The organism is Thermocatellispora tengchongensis (assembly GCF_014202315.1).
Taxonomy (GTDB): domain Bacteria; phylum Actinomycetota; class Actinomycetes; order Streptosporangiales; family Streptosporangiaceae; genus Thermocatellispora; species Thermocatellispora tengchongensis.
This window is the reverse complement of record NZ_JACHGN010000035.1, coordinates 61,273-79,533: the sequence shown is the minus strand read 5'-3', so window position 1 is coordinate 79,533 and position 18,261 is coordinate 61,273. Positions and strand designations below refer to the sequence as shown.

Sequence of the window (18,261 nt, the reverse complement as noted above, 5' to 3'; positions counted from 1 at the left end):
CACGGATAGAGTCGGCTCACGTGACCACTGTGCGGCTCAACACCACTGACTCTGCCTCACTCGACACCGGCGCCGTGATCGTCGGCATCCACTCAGGCCCCGATGGTCCGCGACCCGCACCGGGGGCCGGCGGGATCGACGAGGCGCTCGGCGGCAAGCTCGCCGTGACGCTGACCGCGATGGGCGTCAAGGGCAAGGCGGGCGAGATCGCGAAGTTCCCGACCTTCGGCGCGCTGCCCGCGCCGCTGGTCGTCGCCGTGGGCCTGGGCGACGAGCCCGAGGGCGCCTATGACCTGGAGACGCTGCGCCGCGCGGCGGGCGAGGCCGTACGGTCGCTGGCCGGCACCGCCTCCGCCGCTCTCGCGCTGCCGGCGGGCACCGCCGAGGAAGCCGGGGCGGTGGCGCTGGGCGCGCTGCTCGGGGCGTACGCGTTCACCAAGTACCGCACCACGGGCGAGCAGCAGGAGCCGGTCGGCGAGCTGACCCTGCTGAGCGGCGCCGAGGGCGCCGAGCAGGCCGTCGCCCGAGCGAGCGTGCTCGCCGAGTCGGTCACGCTCGTACGGGACCTGGTCAACATGCCGCCCTCCGACCTGTGGCCGGCGCGGCTGGCCGAGATCGCCGAGCAGGCCGGGGGCGAGGCCGGACTGGCGGTGGAGGTCCTGGACGAGAAGGCGCTGCGCGAGGGCGGCTACGGCGGCATTGTGGCGGTGGGCCAGGGCTCGGCCAACCCGCCGCGGCTGGTGCGGCTGTCCTACACCCACCCCGAGGCGGCCAAGACCCTGGCGTTCGTGGGCAAGGGGATCACCTTCGACTCCGGCGGGCTCTCGCTGAAGCCGTCGGCGTCCATGGACTGGATGAAGTCCGACATGGGCGGCGCGGGCGCGGTGCTCGGCGCGATGCTGGGCGTGGCCAGGCTCGGCCTGAAGGTCAACGTCGTGGGCTACATGTGCCTGGCCGAGAACATGCCGAGCGGCACCGCGCAGCGGCCCTCCGACGTGTTCACCAGCTTCAGCGGCAAGACCGTCGAGGTGCTCGACACCGACGCCGAGGGCCGTCTGGTGCTCATCGACGGCATCGCGCGGGCCGCGCAGGACAACCCGGATCTCATCGTGGACGTCGCCACGCTCACCGGCGCGCAGATCGTCGCGCTCGGCTGGCGCACCGCCGGCGTGATGGCGAACGACGACGAGCTGCGCGAGCGGATCGTCGAGATCGCCGCCGAGCAGGGCGAGGGCGCGTGGGGCATGCCGCTGCCCGAGGAGCTGCGCAAGGGCCTGGACTCCCAGGTGGCCGACATCGCCAACCTGCAGCCCGAGCGGTGGGGCAGCATGCTGACGGCGGGCATCTTCCTGCGCGAGTTCGTCCCCGACGGGGTGAAGTGGGCGCACATCGACATGGCGGGGCCGGCCTTCAACAAGGCACAGCCCTACGGCTACACGCCGAAGGGGGGCACCGGGGCGATCACCCGGACCCTCGTCGGCATCGCCGAGAGCTACGCGGGCTGACCCGATGCCCGTTCCGCGTAGCGCGCAAGCGGGCCACGAACGGCGTGGACAAGTGAAAAGATGCGATTGTCGAGGCCACGCCATGAGCTGCGCCTCGGTTGCATCCCGATCCGACAAGGAGCTTTCCTGTGGCTGAAGGCAGCGGCCCCTACGACATAGTCGTCCTGGGGGGCGGTAGTGGCGGCTACGCCTGCGCTCTGCGGGCGGCCGAGCTCGGCAAGACGGTCGCGCTGATCGAGAAGGACAAGATCGGCGGCACCTGCCTGCACCGTGGGTGCATCCCCACCAAGACGTTCCTGCACGCGGCCGAGGTCGCCGACGAGACCCGCGAGGCGGAGTCGTTCGGCGTCAAGGCGCGCTTCGAGGGCGTCGACATCGCCGGCGTCCACGCCTTCCGCGACAAGATCGTGAACCGGGCGTGGAAGGGCGTGCAGGGCCTGCTGAAGAGCCGCGGGGTCACGATCGTGGAGGGCGAGGGCCGCCTGGCCGGTCCGGGCAGGGTGGCCGTCGGCTCCGACGTGTACGAAGGGCGCGATATCGTCCTGGCCACGGGCTCGGCGCCCAAGTCGCTGCCCGGCCTGGACATCGACGGCGAGCGCGTGATCACCAGCGACCACGCGCTGACGCTGGACCGGGTGCCGTCCTCGGTCGTCGTGCTCGGCGGTGGCGTGATCGGCGTGGAGTTCGCCAGCGTGTGGCGCTCCTTCGGCGCCGAGGTCACCATCGTGGAGGCGCTGCCCCACCTGCTGCCGCTGGAGGAGGAGTCCAGCTCCAAGATGCTGGAGCGCGCGTTCCGCCGCCGCGGCATCCGCTACGAGCTGGGCGTGCGGTTCGAGGGCGTCAAGACCACCGACACCGGCGTGGTCGTCACCCTTGAGGGCGGCAAGACCATCGACGCCGAGCTGCTGCTCGTCGCGGTCGGGCGCGGCGCGGTCTCGTCCGGGCTCGGCTACGAGGAGGCGGGCGTCGTGATCGAGCGCGGCACCGTCAAGGTGGACGAGTACTGCCGCACCAGCGTGCCGGGGATCTACGCGGTGGGCGACCTCATCCCCACCCTGCAGCTCGCGCACGCGGGCTTCGCCGAGGGCATCCTGGTCGCCGAGCACATCGCGGGGCTGAACCCGGCGCCGATCGACTACGACGGCGTGCCGCGCATCACGTACTCCGACCCCGAGGTGGCCTCGGTCGGCATCACCTCCGCGACCGCCCGCGAGCGCGGGATCGAGGTCGTGGAGATGACGTACGACCTGGCGGGCAACCCCAAGAGCCAGATCCTGCAGACGCAGGGCGCGGTCAAGGTCATCGCCCAGAAGGACGGTCCCGTCGTCGGGGTGCACATGGTCGGGCGCCGCATCGGCGAGCTGGTGACCGAAGGCCAGTTGATCTACAACTGGGAGGCCCTGCCGTCCGAGGTGGCGCAGCTCATCCACGCCCACCCCACGCAGTCCGAGGCCGTCGGCGAGGCGATGCTCGCCCTGGCCGGCAAGCCGCTGCACGTGCACAACTAGTCGAAGCCCTCGAAACCAGGAAACGCGAGAGAAGTCACAATGCCGGTCTCCGTAACGATGCCCCAGCTCGGCGAGAGCGTAACCGAGGGCACGGTCACCCGATGGCTGAAGAAGGAAGGCGAGCGCGTCGAGGCCGACGAGCCGCTCCTTGAGGTCTCCACCGACAAGGTCGACACCGAGATCCCGTCGCCCACGGCCGGGGTCATCACCAAGATCGTCGTCGCCGAGGACGAGACGGTCGAGGTCGGCGCCGAGCTTGCCATCATCGACCAGAACGGCACGGCGGGCGGCGCCGTCACCGAGACCGCCGCCCCCGAGCCGCAGGCCGCGCCCGAGCCCGCCCCGGCGCCCGCTCCGGCCGCGCCGGTCTCCTCGATCCCGCAGCCCGCCCCGGCCCCGGCGCCGTCGTACACTCCGCCGCCGCCTCCGGCCCCGGCTCCCGCGCCGGCCCCGCAGGCCGCTCCGGCCCCTGCTCCGGCGCCCCAGCCCGCGGCTCCGGCCCCCGCGCCGCAGCCCGCGGCCCCGGCCCCGACCCCGCTGCCGTCCAGCGGCGAGAGCCCGTACGTCACGCCGCTGGTGCGCAAGCTCGCCGCCGAGCACGGCGTCGATCTCGACTCGCTGGCCGGCACCGGCGTGGGCGGCCGCATCCGCAAGCAGGACGTCCTGGAGGCCGCCCGCGCCCAGCGCGAGGCCGCGGCCGCCGCCGCGCAGCAGGCCCAGGCCGCCGCCCCGGCGCCCGCGGCTCCGGCCGCCCCGGCGCAGGCCCCGGCCCCGCAGGCCGCCCCGGCCGCTCCCGCCCCGGCCCCCGAGCCGGTCAAGGTCGACACCACGCTGCGCGGGCGCACCGAGAAGATGTCGCGCCTGCGTCAGACGATCGCCAAGCGCACGGTGGAGTCGCTGCAGACCACCGCCCAGCTCACCACGGTCGTCGAGGTGGACGTCACCAAGATCGCCCGGCTGCGCGACCGCGCCAAGGACGACTTCTTCCGCCGCGAGGGCGTCAAGCTGTCGTTCCTGCCGTTCTTCGCGCTGGCCACGGTCGAGGCGCTCAAGCAGCACCCGAAGCTGAACGCCGTGATCAACAGCGAGACCAACGAGGTCACCTACCACGACGCCGAGCACCTCGGCATCGCCGTCGACGCCGAGAAGGGCCTGGCGGCCGTCACGGTGCGCGACGCGGGCGACCTCAACATCGCCGGCCTGGCCCGCAAGATCGCCGACCTGGCCGACCGCTTCCGCAACAACAAGGTCAGCCCCGACGACCTCGCCGGCGCCACCTTCACGCTCACCAACACCGGCAGCCGCGGCGCCCTGTTCGACACGCCGATCCTGTTCCAGCCGCAGGTGGGCATCCTCGGCACCGGCGCGGTCGTCAAGCGCCCGGTCGTCGTCGAGGACCCCGACCTCGGCGAGGTGATCGCGGTCCGGTCCATGGTCTACCTGGCCCTGACCTACGACCACCGCCTGATCGACGGCGCCGACGCGGCCCGCTTCCTCACCACCATCAAGCGCCGCCTGGAGGAAGGCCGCTTCGAGCACCACCTCGGCCTCCAGTAACCCAGGCCCTCACACCCGGCCCGGCCCCCTCCCTGGAGGCCGGGCCGGTCCCTTTTGCCCACATACCTCCCCCTCCCCCACCGCCCCGCGCACCCTCCACCCCAGGCCCACCCGCCCCCCGGCATGCCCGGTGCCCGCGCCCGCCAGCGCCCCCGGCCAACGGCCCTAGCCAAGGCCCAACCTCCCCACCAACGCCCCAGCCGAGGCCCGGCCTTTCCACCGGCCAGCCCAGGCCGCCCCCCGGTTCCCCTGCCGGCACCGCCCCACGCCACAAGCCCGACGCGCGCATCACGACCGGCCCCGACGCCTCCTTCCCTCAGCGCGATGGTGGATCTTCCACCGCAAGGCGGCATGGGGCGGATGCCGAAACCTATGCGACGCCGACGCCCTCCCACCGCCTCCTCCCGAACGGGGACACTCCCGGCAGGGCTGCTGGATGGCGGGAGGTGGTGTTGCCTGGCCGCCCTGTAGAGGTGCGGCAACAGGTTCCCGTCCCGGGCGCAGACCGGTGGGCGGCGTTGGCGTGTGGCGGGGTGAATCCGGCGCCGGGCCGCGGCTGGGGAGGCAAGGTCCGGTTCAAGGCGTCGCCGGGCGCTGGTCACCGGTAACGGCCCGCGCGAGCATCGCCCACGGTGCCCGCACCCCGCGGAACGCGCTCCGGTGGCCCGCACCTCCGCCCCCTGGCACACACTCCCCGCGCGCCTCACGCCGCCCGCACTCCCCCACCTAGCCTGGTTCGCCGCCCGCCCCTGTGACCGGCTTCCCGCCGTCTCTCCTCCCGGCCGCCTTGGGCCCTCGCGGGCCTCCCCCGCTCCTGCACCAAGAAACGGGGCGCCTCCACCCGGGGGGATGCTGTTGCCGCGCTTCCATAGGCAGGGGGACACGAGCACCCCCGCGGTCAAGCAGGGGAGTGTCCGCGCAACACGGATCTTCCGCAAGGCGGGATGGGGGTGGATGCCGGAACCTACGCGACGCGACGCCCTCTCGCCGCCGCCTCCCGAACGGGGACACTCCCGGCAGGGCTGCTGGATGGCGGGAGGTGGTGTTGCCTGGCCGCCCTGTAGAGGTGCGGCAACAGGTTCCCGTCCCGGGCGCAGACCGGTGGGCGGCGTCGGCGTGTGGCGGGGTGAATCCGGCGCCGGCCGCGGCTGGGGAGGCAAGGTCCGGCTCAAGGCGTCGCCGGGCGCTGGTCACCGGCCACGGCCCGCGCGAGCACCGCCCACGGTGCGCGCACCCCGCGGAGCGCGCACTGTGGCCACGAGGGCCGCGGGTGAATGGACCGGACTTGGAGCGGGCGCGGCCCACGACCACCCGACAGCAACCCCACGCCTGCGCCCGAAACAGCCCCAGCCAACGCATGAGGGCTCCAGGCGCATGTAGACCCCGGAACCGACGCGCCCCACGAGCACCACCCCACACCTACACCCGAAACAGCCCCGGCCAACGCATGAGGGCTGCGGGCGGATGCACGGACCCTGTAACGGACATGGGCGGCGAGCATCGGCCGGTGGTGCCCGGCGGCCGGGGGCGGGCGGGGGTGGGGGCACGTTGTCGCGATGGGAAGGGGGTGCGAGGGGTGTGGGGGGAGGTGGCGTAGCTTGGGGGCATGACCGTTGTGGTGAGCGGGGGGTCGGGGTTCTTGGGGGCGGCGCTGGTGCGGGCGCTGCGGGCTGATGGGGAGCGGGTGGTCGTGCTGGTGCGGCGGGCTCCTCAGGGGGAGGACGAGGCGTTCTGGGATCCGGCGGGCGGGGTGTTGAACCCGTTGGTGTTCGACGGGGTGCGGGCGGTGGTGCATCTCGCGGGGGCCGGGATCGGGGATCGGCGGTGGACGGCGGCGTACAAGGCGGAGATTCTGCGCAGCCGGGTGCTGGGGACGCGGCTGATGGCGTCCACGCTGGCCGGGCTGGACGAGGCGCAGCGGCCGGAGGCGTTGCTGTCGGCGTCCGGAATCCACTACTACGGCGACACCGGGGATCGGGTGGTGGACGAGAGCGGGCCGAAGGGCGAGGGGTTCCTGCCGGATCTGGTGCAGCGGTGGGAGGGTGAGGCGCGGCGGGCGGCCGAGGCCGGGATCAGGGTGGCGCTGCTGCGCACGGCGCTGGTGCTGGGGCTTGAGGGCGGGTCGCTGCCGCGGTTTCTGCCGATCTTCAGGGTGGGGCTGGGCGCGCCGCTGGGGTCGGGGCGGCAGTGGTGGTCGTGGATTTCGCTGGACGACTGGGTGGGCGCAGTCCGACATATTCTGAAAAATGAGGAAATTTCGGGGCCGATTAATCTGACCTCCCCCGAACCGGTCACCAACGCCGAATTCACCAAGGCGCTCGGGCGGGCGCTGCGGCGGCCCACCATGCCCGTCCCGGTGCCCGGGTTCGGCCTGCGTGCGACGCTGGGCGGGTTCGCGCAGGAGGGGGTGCTGAGCGGCCCGCGCGCGGTCCCGCGCCGGCTGCTGGAATCGGGGTACGTCTTCCGCCATAAAGCGCTCGATGCGGCGCTTTCCGCCGTACTGTAGGTTGGCCAGCGCCATTTCTGATTACGGAGTGACCGTTATGAGCAGGACCGGACAGTCCCATATCGTGGCCATCGGCGGCGGCTCGTTCCGCGCCTCGGAGCGCTACGGGTTCGTCGAGCCGAGCGCGTTGATGCGGTACATCCTGGATCTCACCGGGTCCGACCGGCCCCGGCTCGGCCTGCTGGCCACCGCCACCGGCGACGACTCCGACTGGCTGCTGAAGATGTACGGCGCGTTCCGGGCGTACGACGTCGAGCTCAGCCACCTCACCGTGTTCCCGATGCCGAACGTCGAGGACCCGCGCGAGTGGATCCTGGAGCAGGACGCGATCTACGTGAGCGGCGGCAGCGTGGCCAACCTGGCGGCCCTGTGGCGGCTGCACGGGCTGGACGAGGCGTTCGAGGAGGCGTGGCGGGCCGGGGTCGTGCTGTCCGGGCAGAGCGCCGGGGCGCTGTGCTGGCACGTCGGCGGCAACACCGACTCCTTCGGGCCCAAGCTGCGCCCCTGGGCCGACGGGCTGGCACTGCTGCCCTACTCCTGCGGCGTGCACTACAACTCCGACCCGCAGCGCCGGCCGCTGCTGCACGCCTCGATCGCCTCCGGCGAGCTGCCCGGCGGCTACGCCGCCGACGAGGGGGTCGCGCTGCACTACGTGGGCACCGAGTTCATCCAGGCCGTGAGCGTCGATCCGGCCGGATACGCGTACAAGATCGACTATGACGGCGACGGCGGCGTCAAGGAGCTGCGCATCGAGCCCCGGCTGCTGACGAGCTGAGTACGCTTTACCGCGTGAGGGAGCGACACGATCGGCACAGCGGCCCCAGCGGTGACGACGATCCCCGGCCGGTGCCGCTGGCCATGGTGCGGCTCGGTGTGGACGTCCCCTACGAGCAGGCGTGGGCGCTGCAACGCCGGGTGCACCAGATGCGCGCCGACGGCAAGGCGCCCGACGTCTGCCTGCTGCTGGAGCACGCGCCGGTCTACACCGCCGGCAAGCGCACCGCCCCGCACGAGCGGCCCGCCGACGGCACCCCGGTCGTCGACGTCGATCGCGGCGGCCGGATGACCTGGCACGGTCCCGGCCAGCTCGTCGGCTATCCGATCGTCAGGCTGGTCCCGCCGCGCGACGTGGCCGCGTACGTCCGGCTGCTGGAGTCGGCGATGATCGCGATCTGCGCCGACTTCGGCGTCGCGGCGGGACGGGTGCCGGGCCGGTGGGGCGTGTGGGCGCTGGGCGACCCGGCGCGCGGGCGGCCCGACCGCAAGCTGGGCGCGATCGGCGTACGCGTCACCCGCGGCGTGACCATGCACGGCTTCTCGCTCAACTGCGCCAACGACCCGAGCTGGTACGACCGGATCATCCCGTGCGGCATCCGCGACGCCGGCGTCTCGTCGCTGTCACAGGAGACCGGCCGCCGCGTCGTCGTGGACGAGGTGCTGCCGTACGCCGAGAAGCGCCTGGCCGAGGCCCTGGGCGCGGAGGCGTTCGACCTGCACGAGGAGGACCTGTTGCGCGGCAACGTCACCCCCGCGCCGCCGCCCCGCATCCCGGGCATCCGCCCGCTCACCTGACCTCCGCCGCGAGCGCACGGGGCCGGTCCCCGCCGCGTTTCCGCGGGACGTAAGCTGAGTTCGTGACCGTAGCTCCAGAAGGCAGAAAGCTCCTCCGGCTGGAGGTGCGCAACAGCCAGACCCCCATCGAGCCCAAGCCGCCGTGGATCAAGACCCGTCTGCGAACGGGCCCCGAGTTCAACGAGCTGCAGTCGCTGGTGCGCCGCGAGGGGCTGCACACCGTCTGCCAGGAGGCCGGGTGTCCCAACATCTACGAGTGCTGGGAGGACCGCGAGGCCACCTTCCTCATCGGCGGCGACCAGTGCACCCGGCGCTGTGACTTCTGCCAGATCGACACCGGCAAGCCCGCCGAGTACGACCGCGACGAGCCGCGGCGGGTGGCCGACTCCGTCCGGCAGATGGGCCTGAAGTACGCCACCGTGACCGGGGTGGCCCGCGATGACCTGCCCGACGGCGGCTCCTGGCTGTACGCCGAGACCGCCCGGCAGATCCACGCCATGGTGCCCGGCTGCGGCGTCGAGCTGCTGGTGCCCGACTTCAACGCCGACCGCGGCCAGCTCGAAGAGGTCTTCTCCAGCCGCCCCGAGGTCTTCGCGCACAACATCGAGACCGTGCCGCGGATCTTCAAGCGCATCCGTCCCGCGTTCCGTTACGAGCGCTCGCTGAAGGTGATCACGATGGCCCGCGAGGCCGGCCTGGTCACCAAGTCGAACCTGATCCTGGGCATGGGCGAGACCCGCGAGGAGGTCTCGCAGGCGATGCGCGACCTGCACGAGGCCGGGTGCGACCTGCTCACCATCACCCAGTACCTCCGCCCGACGCCGCGCCACCACCCCGTGGAGCGGTGGGTGAAGCCCCAGGAGTTCGTGGAGCTGCGCGAGGAGGCCGAGGGGATCGGCTTCGCCGGCGTCATGTCCGGCCCGCTCGTCCGCTCCTCCTACCGCGCCGGCCGCCTGTACCAGCAGGCGATAGCGGCGCGCGAGATCGCACGCTGATCGCTATCATCGAGGCATGAACGTGTCACGTCGTCGCCGGCTCATGATGCCCCGCTCGCGGGGCCGTTAGCGCTGGACGACCGACGTCGAAGAACGGGGCCCCGCCTGTGCGGGGCCCCGTTTCGCGTGCGGGCGACGACCCCCCGGGCGGTCCCACCGACTCCCAGGAGGCATCCGATGACCCGCACCTACATCACCACCACGCTCCCCTACGTCAACGCCCGCCCCCACCTAGGCTTCGGCCTGGAGCTGGTGCAGGCCGACGTCCTGGCCCGGCATCGGCGGCTGCGCGGCGACGAGGTGCGCCTGCAGACCGGAACCGACGACAACGCGCTGAAGAACGTGCTCGCGGCCGAGGCGGCCGGGGTCGGGGTGCGCGAGTTCGTGGACCGCAACGCCGAGGCGTTCGTGGCGCTCGCCGGCACGCTCGGCGTGGCCGCGGACGACGTGATCCGCACCAGCCGCGACCCCAGGCACCGCGCCGGGGTGGAGCGGCTGTGGCGCGCCTGCGCGGCGTCGGGCGACCTGTACCGCCGTCACTACGAGGGCCTGTACTGCGTGGGCTGCGAGCGGTTCTACGCCGAGGAGGAACTGCGCGAGGGCCGATGCCCCGAGCACGGCACGCGCCCGGGGCTCGTGGCGGAGGAGAACTGGTTCTTCCGGCTGTCCAGGTACGGCGAGCGCCTGCGCGAGCTGATCGAGACCGGCAGGCTGCGCATCGAGCCCGCGGAGCGGCGCAACGAGGTGCTCGGGTTCATCGCGGGCGGCCTGGAGGACCTGTCCGTCTCCCGCTCCCAGGCGCGGGCGCGCGGCTGGGGCATTCCGGTCCCGGACGACCCCGATCAGGTGGTCTACGTGTGGTGGGACGCGCTCGGCAACTACGTCACCGCGCTGGACTTCGGCACGGACGGCGAGGCGTACGAGCGGTGGTGGACCGGCTCCGACCGGCGCCTGCACCTCCTGGGCAAGGACGTGCTGCGCTTCCACGCCGTGTACTGGCCCGCGATGCTGCTGTCGGCGGGCCTGCCGCTGCCCACCGAGATCTACGCGCACGGCCATCTCACCGTCGCCAACCGAAAGATCAGCAAGTCGGCGGGCACGGGCGTGGACCCGGAGGCGCTGGTGGCGGCGTACGGGGTGGACCCGGTGCGGTGGTGGCTGCTGCGCGAGGTGCCCAGATCCGGCGACGCCGACTTCACCGTGGACCGCCTGATCGCCCGGACGAACGACGAGCTGGTCAACGGTGTCGGCAACCTGATCAGCCGGGTCACGGCGATGGTGGCGAAGTACCGCGACGGCCGGGTGCCGGAGACGCCGGCGGACGCTCCCGCCCTGGAGGCGGCCTGCCGCCAGACCCCCGACCTGGTGGACGCGGCCCTGGCCGACCTGGACTTCCGCCGCGCCACCGCCGCCGTCTGGGCGATCGTGGACGCCGCCAACCGCCACATCGACGAGACGCGGCCCTGGGCCCTGGCCCGCAGGGGGGCACCGGCCGCAACCGCCCTGGACGCCACCCTGGCGGCCCTGGTCCGTGCCTGCCGCACCCTGGCCAGGGAACTGACCCCCTTCCTCCCCACCACGGCCACCGCCATCGCCCACCGGCTCACCCCGGCCTCGGACGGCCGCCTGCGCCCCCAGGGCCACCTCTTCCGGAGGTTGTCCCCAGCACAGCCGGCAAGCGAGGCCGCCCCCGTGTAGAGGGCGGGAAGGGGGCGCCAGGACCGGACGGCCCCGGCCGCGACAGGGTACGCCGCTCCCGCCCCGGGCGCCCGTGTCCGGGGCCGCCGGAGCGGCCGGAGCGGCCGGGGCCGCCGGGGCGGCCGGGGCCGCCGGAGCCGCCGGAGCGGCCGGGGCCGCCGGGCATGGCCATGCCCGGACAGACCGTGCGGAGCACCGCCGTGAACCCGAGCGCGGGTCCTGCCCGCGTACAGCGCGGGCAACAGCTGGGAGCGCGCGATAAATGCCGCACTATAAACTTGCCACCATGGCGAAGAAGCCCGCTGACCCCGCCGCGAACGAGCGCCCGGGGCGCATCAAGCAGCTCCGGATGATCGCGCAGATCATCAAGCAGGCCAACCCCAAGGGCATGCCCATCGTCTACGCCTCGGCGCTCGGCACGTTGATCCTGTGCATCGTGATCGGGCTGGTCACGGGGTGGCTGTGGTACATGGTGTTCATCGGCATCATGCTGGCGCTGACCGTGGGGCTCGTGGTGTTCGGGCAGCTCGCCCAGCGGGCGCAGTACTCGTTGCTGCACGGGCAGGTCGGGGCCGCGGCGGCGATCCTTCAGGGGATGCGGGGCAACTGGGACGTGACCCCGGCCGTGGCGGTGAACCGCGACCAGGACGTCGTGCACCGGGTGGTGGGCTATCCCGGGATCGTGCTGGTGTCCGAGGGGCCGGGCAACCGGGTGCAGAAGATGCTGGTCAGCGAGAAGAAGCGGGTGCAGCGGGTCGCCGTGGACGTGCCGGTGTACGACGTGCAGTGCGGTGACGGCGAGGGGCAGGTCCCGCTGGCCAAGCTGCAGCGGCACCTGATGAAGCTGCCGCGCAACCTGAAGAAGCCGGCCGTGTCGGAGGTCAAGTACCGGCTGCGGGCGCTGCCGCAGACCCTGCCCGTGCCCAAGGGGCCGATGCCGCGTGGCGCGCGCATGCCCCGCGGCCCCAAGATGCGCTGACGGTGACCGGTCCGTCCGGGGTCGATCGGCGCGACGTGGACGCCGTGGCGACCGTGCGCGCGAACCGCGGGTGGTGGGATTCCGCCGCCGACGACTACCAGGCCGAGCACGGCGCGTTCCTGCGCGATGTGGGCTTCGTGTGGTGCCCCGAGAGGCTGGACGAGGCGCGGGCGCGGCTGCTCGGCGAGGTCGCCGGGCGGCGGGTGCTTGAGGTCGGGTGCGGGGCCGGGCAGTGCGGGCGCTGGCTGGTGACCCAGGGCGCGCACGTCGTGGGGATCGACCTGTCCTTCCGGCAGTTGCGCCACTCCCGGCGGATCGACCTCGACTCGGGGGTCGCGCTGCCCGCCGCGGTCGCCGACGCGGGGGCGCTGCCGTTCGCGGCGGCGTCCTTCGACCTGGCCTGCTCGGCGTTCGGGGCGCTGCCGTTCGTGGCCGACGCGCGGGCGGTGCTGGCGGAGGTGCGCCGGGTGCTGCGGCCGGGCGGCCGGTTCGTGTTCTCGGTCAGCCATCCGATCCGGTGGGCGTTCCCCGACGACCCGGGCCCCGCCGGGCTGACCGCCGACCGCTCCTACTTCGACCGCACGCCGTACGTCGAGTACGGCGAGGACGGCGAGCCGGTGTACGTCGAGCACCACCGCACGCTGGGCGACTGGGTGGAGGCGATCGTGGGGGCGGGCCTGGTGCCGCGCGGCCTGCTCGAACCGGAGTGGCCCGACGGCCATGAGCGCGAGTGGGGCGGGTGGAGCCCGCTGCGGGGCAGGTTGTTCCCCGGCACGGTGATCTTCACGTGCGAGCGCCCGGCCGGGGGCGAGTGAGGGGGCGCGGGTGGTCACCAGGAACGACGTGGCGCGCCTGGCCGGCACCTCGCCGGCGGTCGTCAGCTATGTGATCAACAACGGGCCCCGGCCGGTGAGCGAGAGCACCCGCAGCCGGGTGCTGGCCGCGGTGGCGGAACTGGGCTACCGGCCCAACGCGGTGGCGCGGTCGCTGCGCTCGCGGCGTACCTGGACGATCGGGGTGATCTCCTCCGACGGGGCGAGCGGCAAGAGCCCGTTCTTCGGCGAGTTCGCGCGGGCGTGCGAGGACGCGGCCTGGGAGTGCGGCTACTCGGTGCTGCTGGGCAACTCGGCGGAGGACCCGCGGCGGGCCGAGGGCTACGTGCGCACGTTCCTGGAGCGGCAGGTGGACGGCCTGGTGCTGATGCGCGTACGCGTCGGCCCGCAGGAGGTCAAGGAGATGGAGGCCCGGGGCATCCCGGTGGTGACCATCGACCACGAGGCCCCCGCCCCGTTCTCGCGCCTGGCGGTGGACGACGAGGAGGGCGGGTTCCTGGCGACCGCGCACCTGGTGGAGCACGGCCACGCCCGGATCGGGTTCGTGGGCGGGCCGCGTACGCTGGCGCCGGTGGCGCTGCGGGAGCGCGGGTGGCGGCGGGCGCTGGAGGCGGCCGGCCGCGAGGCCGGCGAGTCGCTGGTCGCGGAGGACGAGCTGAGCCTGGAGGGCGGTTACGCCGCGGCGATGCGGCTGCTGGGCTCGCCGCGACGGCCGACCGCGGTGTTCGCCAGCATCGACCACCAGGCCATCGGGGCGATGCGGGCCGCCGCCGACCTGGGGCTGCGGGTGCCGCACGACGTGGCCGTGGCCGGATTCGACGGCGCGCGGGAGGCGGCGTACACGGTGCCGGGGCTGACCACGATCCAGCAGCCGATCGACGCCATGGCGAGGTACGCCACCGAGATCCTGATCGGCGCGGTCGAGGCGGGCGGCGGCGAGCCGGTCGAGAGGATCTTCCCGGCCCGCCTGGTCACCCGGGGGTCGTGCGGCTGCCCCGAGCCCCGGACCGCCGCCGCGCGCTGAGGGTCATGATCCGGCGGTGACTATCCGGCGTACGATCTCCTCGGCCACCTCGCGGGGGCCGGCGCCGGTGGTGACGCGGGTGGCCCCCTCCCCCGCCGTGAAGGCGCTCGCGCCCGCGTCGGGGCCGTCGGGGGTCACGCCGACGCTCCCGTACGCCGTGAAGGCGAACATCTCCGGCACCAGCATGGTGAGCACGGTGATCGGGTCGTGCGGGGTGTTCCACTCGGTGTTCCAGAACCGCCACCACTGCCGGATCTCCGCCTCCAGGGCCGCGCCGAGCGCGCCGGCGGCGGAGATCCGGCCCACGTCCGCGGCGTCCAGCCGGACCGTGGTGGTGACCTCCAGGCCGGTCACCGTGATCGGCGCCCCCGAGCCGAACACGATGGCGGCGGCCTCGGGGTCGCTGCGGAAGTTGTGCTCGGGGTCGCCGGCGCCGCCGAACCGGCCGCCCATGATCCACAGGTGCCGGACGTTCCCGGCGAAGCCCGGGTCGGCCTGGACCGCGCGGGCGATGTTGGTCAGCGGCCCGATGGCGACGACGTCGATCTCGCCTGGCGCGGCGGCGACCTGGGCGGTGAGGTAGGCGGGGGCGTCGGCGCCGTCGTCCAGGGGCTCGGTGTCCAGGTCGGCGAACAGGGCGCCCTCGTGCCCGGCCCACCAGACCTTCCGCCCGGTCAGCGTCTCGCGCTCTCCGGGCACGACGGGGGCCTCGCGGCCGGCCAGGCGCAGGAACCGCTTGGTCAGGCGGGCGCGCAGCGCGGTGTCGCCGTAGACGGTCGTGCAGCCGAGCAGGTCCACCTCCGGCGATCCGAGCAGAACCGCCAGGGCGAGCACGTCGTCCACGTCCGACCCGAGGTCGGTGTCGAGGACGACGCGCCGGGGCGCGGTGGACGACGCGGTCGATGACGTCATGGACGACCTTCCGTGGGGAGATCCGCGGCCTACTTCAGGCCGGTGGTGGAGATGGACTGGGTGAAGTGCCGCTGGTAGCGCATGATGACGATCAGCGGGATGACGGTGAGCACGACCGAGCCCGCGAAGAGCTGGCCGTAGTCGATGGTGAACTGGCCGCGCATGTTGGCCAGGGCGATCGGGCCGAGCTGGTGCGCGGTGTCGGTGCCGATCAGCAGCGGCCAGACGTACGCCTGCCACTGGAAGATGAACAGCGTCATGCCCGCGCCGACCAGGGCCGGGCGCGACAGCGGCAGGTAGATCCGGGCGAAGACCCCGAACCAGCCGAGGCCGTCGATGCGGGCGGCCTCCACCAGCTCGGCCGGGATCGCCAGGAAGAACTGGCGCAGCAGGAAGATCGCCAGCCCGTGGCCGAGTCCGGGCAGGATCAGCCCGGCGTAGGTGTTCTGCAGGCTCCAGTCGCGAAACAGGGTGGCCAGCGGGATCGCGATCGCGTCGAAGGGGATCAGGAAGCTCAGCACCACCAGGCCGAACAGCACGCCCTGGCCGCGGAAGCGCACCGCGGCCAGCCCGAACGCGGCGGCGGCGCTGATGACGAGGCCGAGCACCACCGTGGCCAGGGCGACCACGATCGAGTTCAGGATCGCCCGGCCGAAGTCGCCGGTGACCAGGGCGGCGTAGTTGGCCAGGGTCACGTCCGAGGGCAGCAGGGTGCGCCAGGACGGCTCGGAGATGTAGCGGAACATGGCCTCGTTCTCGCGCAGCGAGCTGGTCACGGCCCACAGCAGCGGCACGGCGAAGGCGAGGCCGGCCAGGGCGCCGAGCACGGCGGCGGCCGATCGGCGTACGCGGGGACGGGCCATGTCAGTCCCCCGCCCGCAGCAGCCGGAACTGCACGGCCACGACGGCCAGGACCACCAGCACCAGCAGCATCACCTCGGCCTGGGCGAGGTTCAGGTCGCCGACGGTGTAGGCGCGGGTGAAGATGTCGTACATGGTGACGTTGGTGGAGCCCTCGGGGCCGCCGTTGGTGAGCATCTGCACCGGGGCGAACACCAGGAAGTTCGACACCGTGTCGGCCACCAGCACGAACGCCAGCGGGCGGCGCAGCAGCGGCAGCGTGACGTGGACGAAGCGGCGCCAGGCCGAGGCGCCGTCGATGGCCGCGGCCTCGTACAGGGAGGCGGGGATGTCCTGCAGGCCGGCGATGAGGAACATCATCCAGTAGCCGACGCCGATCCACGACAGCAGCACGATCAGGCACCACAGGGCCTGCGCGGGCGAGGTGAGGAAGGGCTGCTCGGGGATGCCGAGCACGGCCAGCACCGAGTTCAGCAGCCCGTCGGGCCGGTAGGCCACGCTCCAGATCGCCGCGGAGACGGCGGGCGGCACCGCGATCGGCAGGATGACCAGCGAGCGCCAGAACCGCACCCCGGCGAAGCGGCGGGTGAACAGCACGGCCAGGGCCAGCGCGGCGGCGATCTGCAGCGGGTTGACGATCAGGCTGAAGACCAGGGTGACCCTGACGCTCTGCAGGAAGGCCGGATCGCCGAAGAGCGTGAGGTAGTTCTCCAGCCCGACGAAGGAGGTCTCGCCGGTGACCAGGCTGGTGTGCCTGAGGCTGCTCACCACGGCCATCGCGGCCGGGATGAGCCGCAGCACCAGCAGCGCCGCCAGCGCGGGCGCGAGGAACGCCAGCGCCACCGCGGCCGGGCGGTGGCGCAGCCGCGCCCGGCCGGGTCGCTCCCGCCCGCTCACCGAAGCTGGGCCCAGGCGGTCTTGATCTCCCCGGTGGCCTTCTCCAGCCGGGCCCGGGGGTCGGCGCCGTTGCGGATGTCCGCGAACGCCTTGGTCATGATCTCCTCGAACTGGATGTAGCCGACGGAGGTGGGCCGCGCGACGGCGGTGTTGCCGGCGTCGTAGGTCAGGATCTCGCCGACGCCCTTGCTCTTGTCGCCGGCGAGCGCGTCCAGCGTGGGCAGGTAGGTGTCGAAGGCGGCCTTGTTGGACGGGATGATCGTGGTGTTCTTGGTGGTCAGCAGGTTGCCCTCGGGGTCGAGTGAGGCGTATTCGAGGAACTTGCGGGCCATCGCCTGCTGGGTGGACGCGGGGTTGATGCCCCAGGACCACGAGCCGGTGGGGGTCACCTGCTTGCCGCCCGCGAAGTACGGGTGGGGCGCGATCCCCCAGTCGAGGTCCTTGACCGCGCCGAACACGCCGACGTCCCAGGGCCCGCCGACGAAGAAGGCGACCTTGCCCTCGCTGAACAGCGGCGAGGTCTGGAAGGAGCCGACCCCTCGGGGGGCGAGCTTGTTCGCGAACAGGTCGTGGTACCAGGTCATGGCCTTGATCCAGCCGTCGGTGGTGATGGCCGGGGTGAGCATGTCGGGGCCGGTGATGCCCGGGCCGCCGCCGGCCGACTCGGCCAGACTCTGGAGCTGGTAGAACTGCTCGATCTGCTCGGGGATGACCGCCCACTGGGCGCCGGCCTTCTCCTGGGCCTTCTTGCCCGCCTCGGCGACCTGCTCCCAGGTCCAGCGCTGCGCGGGGTCGCGGGAGGGCGGGGTGACTCCGGCCTTCTTCAGCAGGGCGGCGTTGTAGAACAGGAACTGGTCGGAGGTCCAGATCGGCACCGCCCACATCTTGTCCCGGAAGACGTTGACCTCGTACTGGCCGGGGACGACGGCCTGGCGCACCTTCTCGCGCAGGTCGCTGAGGTCCACCAGGAAGCCGCGGGCGGCGAGCGCCGACAGGCGGGGCTGGTCCACGGTGTAGACGTCGATGGAGGAGTCCTTGGCCGCCAGTCGCTGCTGCAGGACGTTGTTGAGCTGGTCGAAGGGCACCTGGGTGTACTCGACCTGAATCCCGGGGTTCTCGGCCTCGAATCCGGCGATGACGGGCTCGAAGGTCTTGGGCTCCTCGGGGCCGACGAAGCGCAGCGTGCCGGTGGCGGGCCCGGAGGCGCCGGGCGTACCGGGGGCGGAGCCGCCGGAGGACCCGCAGGCGGACAGGGCGGTGACGACTCCGGCGAGCAGCGCGGCTGCCGTGAGCGCGGTGCGGCGGCGGTGTTTCCTCATGCGTTCTCCTCTGCACCGAGTCCCGGCCCCGGCGCAGGTCAGGGGCGATCTACCCGTGTTGTCTACACGTGTCAACCAAGTTGGATGCCAAGGAT

General features: G+C 72.9%; 15 protein-coding genes. 11 read left to right on the top strand and 4 right to left on the bottom strand.

Annotation, left to right across the window (positions count from 1 at the left end; genetic code table 11):
- Positions 1-20: 20 nt before the first annotated feature.
- The 11 genes from HNP84_RS48060 to HNP84_RS48010 all read left to right on the top strand — a co-directional run bounded on the left by HNP84_RS48060 (position 21) and on the right by HNP84_RS48010 (position 14,177).
- Positions 21-1,505, top strand: coding sequence for a leucyl aminopeptidase (locus tag HNP84_RS48060; protein ID WP_185056845.1), 1,485 nt, complete (start codon positions 21-23; stop codon positions 1,503-1,505).
- Between the two features lie 128 nt (positions 1,506-1,633).
- Entirely contained in the window at positions 1,634-3,013 is a 1,380-nt protein-coding gene (lpdA, locus tag HNP84_RS48055) for a dihydrolipoyl dehydrogenase (RefSeq protein WP_185056844.1), read from the top strand.
- Positions 3,014-3,052: 39 nt separating this feature from the next.
- On the top strand, positions 3,053-4,570 hold the full coding sequence (locus tag HNP84_RS48050; RefSeq protein ID WP_185056843.1) for a 2-oxo acid dehydrogenase subunit E2: 1,518 nt from the start codon (positions 3,053-3,055) through the stop codon (positions 4,568-4,570).
- A gap of 1,606 nt (positions 4,571-6,176) precedes the next feature.
- Entirely contained in the window at positions 6,177-7,076 is a 900-nt protein-coding gene (locus HNP84_RS48045; RefSeq protein WP_185056842.1) for a TIGR01777 family oxidoreductase, read from the top strand.
- A gap of 37 nt (positions 7,077-7,113) precedes the next feature.
- Positions 7,114-7,851, top strand: a complete 738-nt coding sequence (locus tag HNP84_RS48040; RefSeq protein WP_185056841.1) for a Type 1 glutamine amidotransferase-like domain-containing protein — start codon at positions 7,114-7,116, stop codon at positions 7,849-7,851.
- Positions 7,852-7,934: 83 nt separating this feature from the next.
- Positions 7,935-8,648 carry a lipoyl(octanoyl) transferase LipB gene (lipB, locus tag HNP84_RS48035; RefSeq protein ID WP_185056862.1) on the top strand — a complete coding sequence of 238 codons (714 nt, stop codon included), beginning with the start codon at positions 7,935-7,937 and terminating at the stop codon, positions 8,646-8,648.
- 62 nt (positions 8,649-8,710) lie between these two features.
- Positions 8,711-9,643: a lipoyl synthase gene (gene lipA / locus HNP84_RS48030; protein ID WP_185056840.1), complete on the top strand. Its 933-nt coding sequence runs from the start codon at positions 8,711-8,713 to the stop codon at positions 9,641-9,643.
- 177 nt (positions 9,644-9,820) lie between these two features.
- Positions 9,821-11,341, top strand: coding sequence for a methionine--tRNA ligase (locus tag HNP84_RS48025; protein ID WP_185056839.1), 1,521 nt, complete (start codon positions 9,821-9,823; stop codon positions 11,339-11,341).
- A gap of 286 nt (positions 11,342-11,627) precedes the next feature.
- Positions 11,628-12,320 carry a DUF4191 domain-containing protein gene (locus HNP84_RS48020; protein ID WP_185056838.1) on the top strand — a complete coding sequence of 231 codons (693 nt, stop codon included), beginning with the start codon at positions 11,628-11,630 and terminating at the stop codon, positions 12,318-12,320.
- A 2-nt stretch (positions 12,321-12,322) separates the two neighbouring features.
- On the top strand, positions 12,323-13,135 hold the full coding sequence (locus tag HNP84_RS48015) for a class I SAM-dependent methyltransferase (protein WP_312927316.1): 813 nt from the start codon (positions 12,323-12,325) through the stop codon (positions 13,133-13,135).
- Between the two features lie 10 nt (positions 13,136-13,145).
- On the top strand, positions 13,146-14,177 hold the full coding sequence (locus HNP84_RS48010; protein WP_185056837.1) for a LacI family DNA-binding transcriptional regulator: 1,032 nt from the start codon (positions 13,146-13,148) through the stop codon (positions 14,175-14,177).
- Between the two features lie 3 nt (positions 14,178-14,180).
- Here the strand turns inward: HNP84_RS48010 and HNP84_RS48005 are convergent, their stop codons facing one another.
- Genes HNP84_RS48005 through HNP84_RS47990 form a run of 4 tightly spaced genes read right to left on the bottom strand, consistent with a single transcriptional unit; the run spans position 14,181 to position 18,166 of the window.
- On the bottom strand, positions 14,181-15,089 hold the full coding sequence (locus HNP84_RS48005) for a nucleoside hydrolase (protein ID WP_185056836.1): 909 nt from the start codon (positions 15,087-15,089) through the stop codon (positions 14,181-14,183).
- Between the two features lie 29 nt (positions 15,090-15,118).
- Complete coding sequence (locus HNP84_RS48000; RefSeq protein ID WP_185056835.1) at positions 15,119-15,952, bottom strand: carbohydrate ABC transporter permease; 834 nt, start codon at positions 15,950-15,952, stop codon at positions 15,119-15,121.
- Position 15,953: 1 nt separating this feature from the next.
- Positions 15,954-16,847 (bottom strand): carbohydrate ABC transporter permease, encoded by an 894-nt coding sequence (locus HNP84_RS47995; protein ID WP_312927314.1) that lies wholly within the window; start codon positions 16,845-16,847, stop codon positions 15,954-15,956.
- On the bottom strand, positions 16,844-18,166 hold the full coding sequence (locus HNP84_RS47990; protein ID WP_185056834.1) for a sugar ABC transporter substrate-binding protein: 1,323 nt from the start codon (positions 18,164-18,166) through the stop codon (positions 16,844-16,846). The genes HNP84_RS47995 and HNP84_RS47990 overlap by 4 nt, the downstream gene beginning before the upstream one ends.
- Positions 18,167-18,261 lie beyond the last annotated feature (95 nt).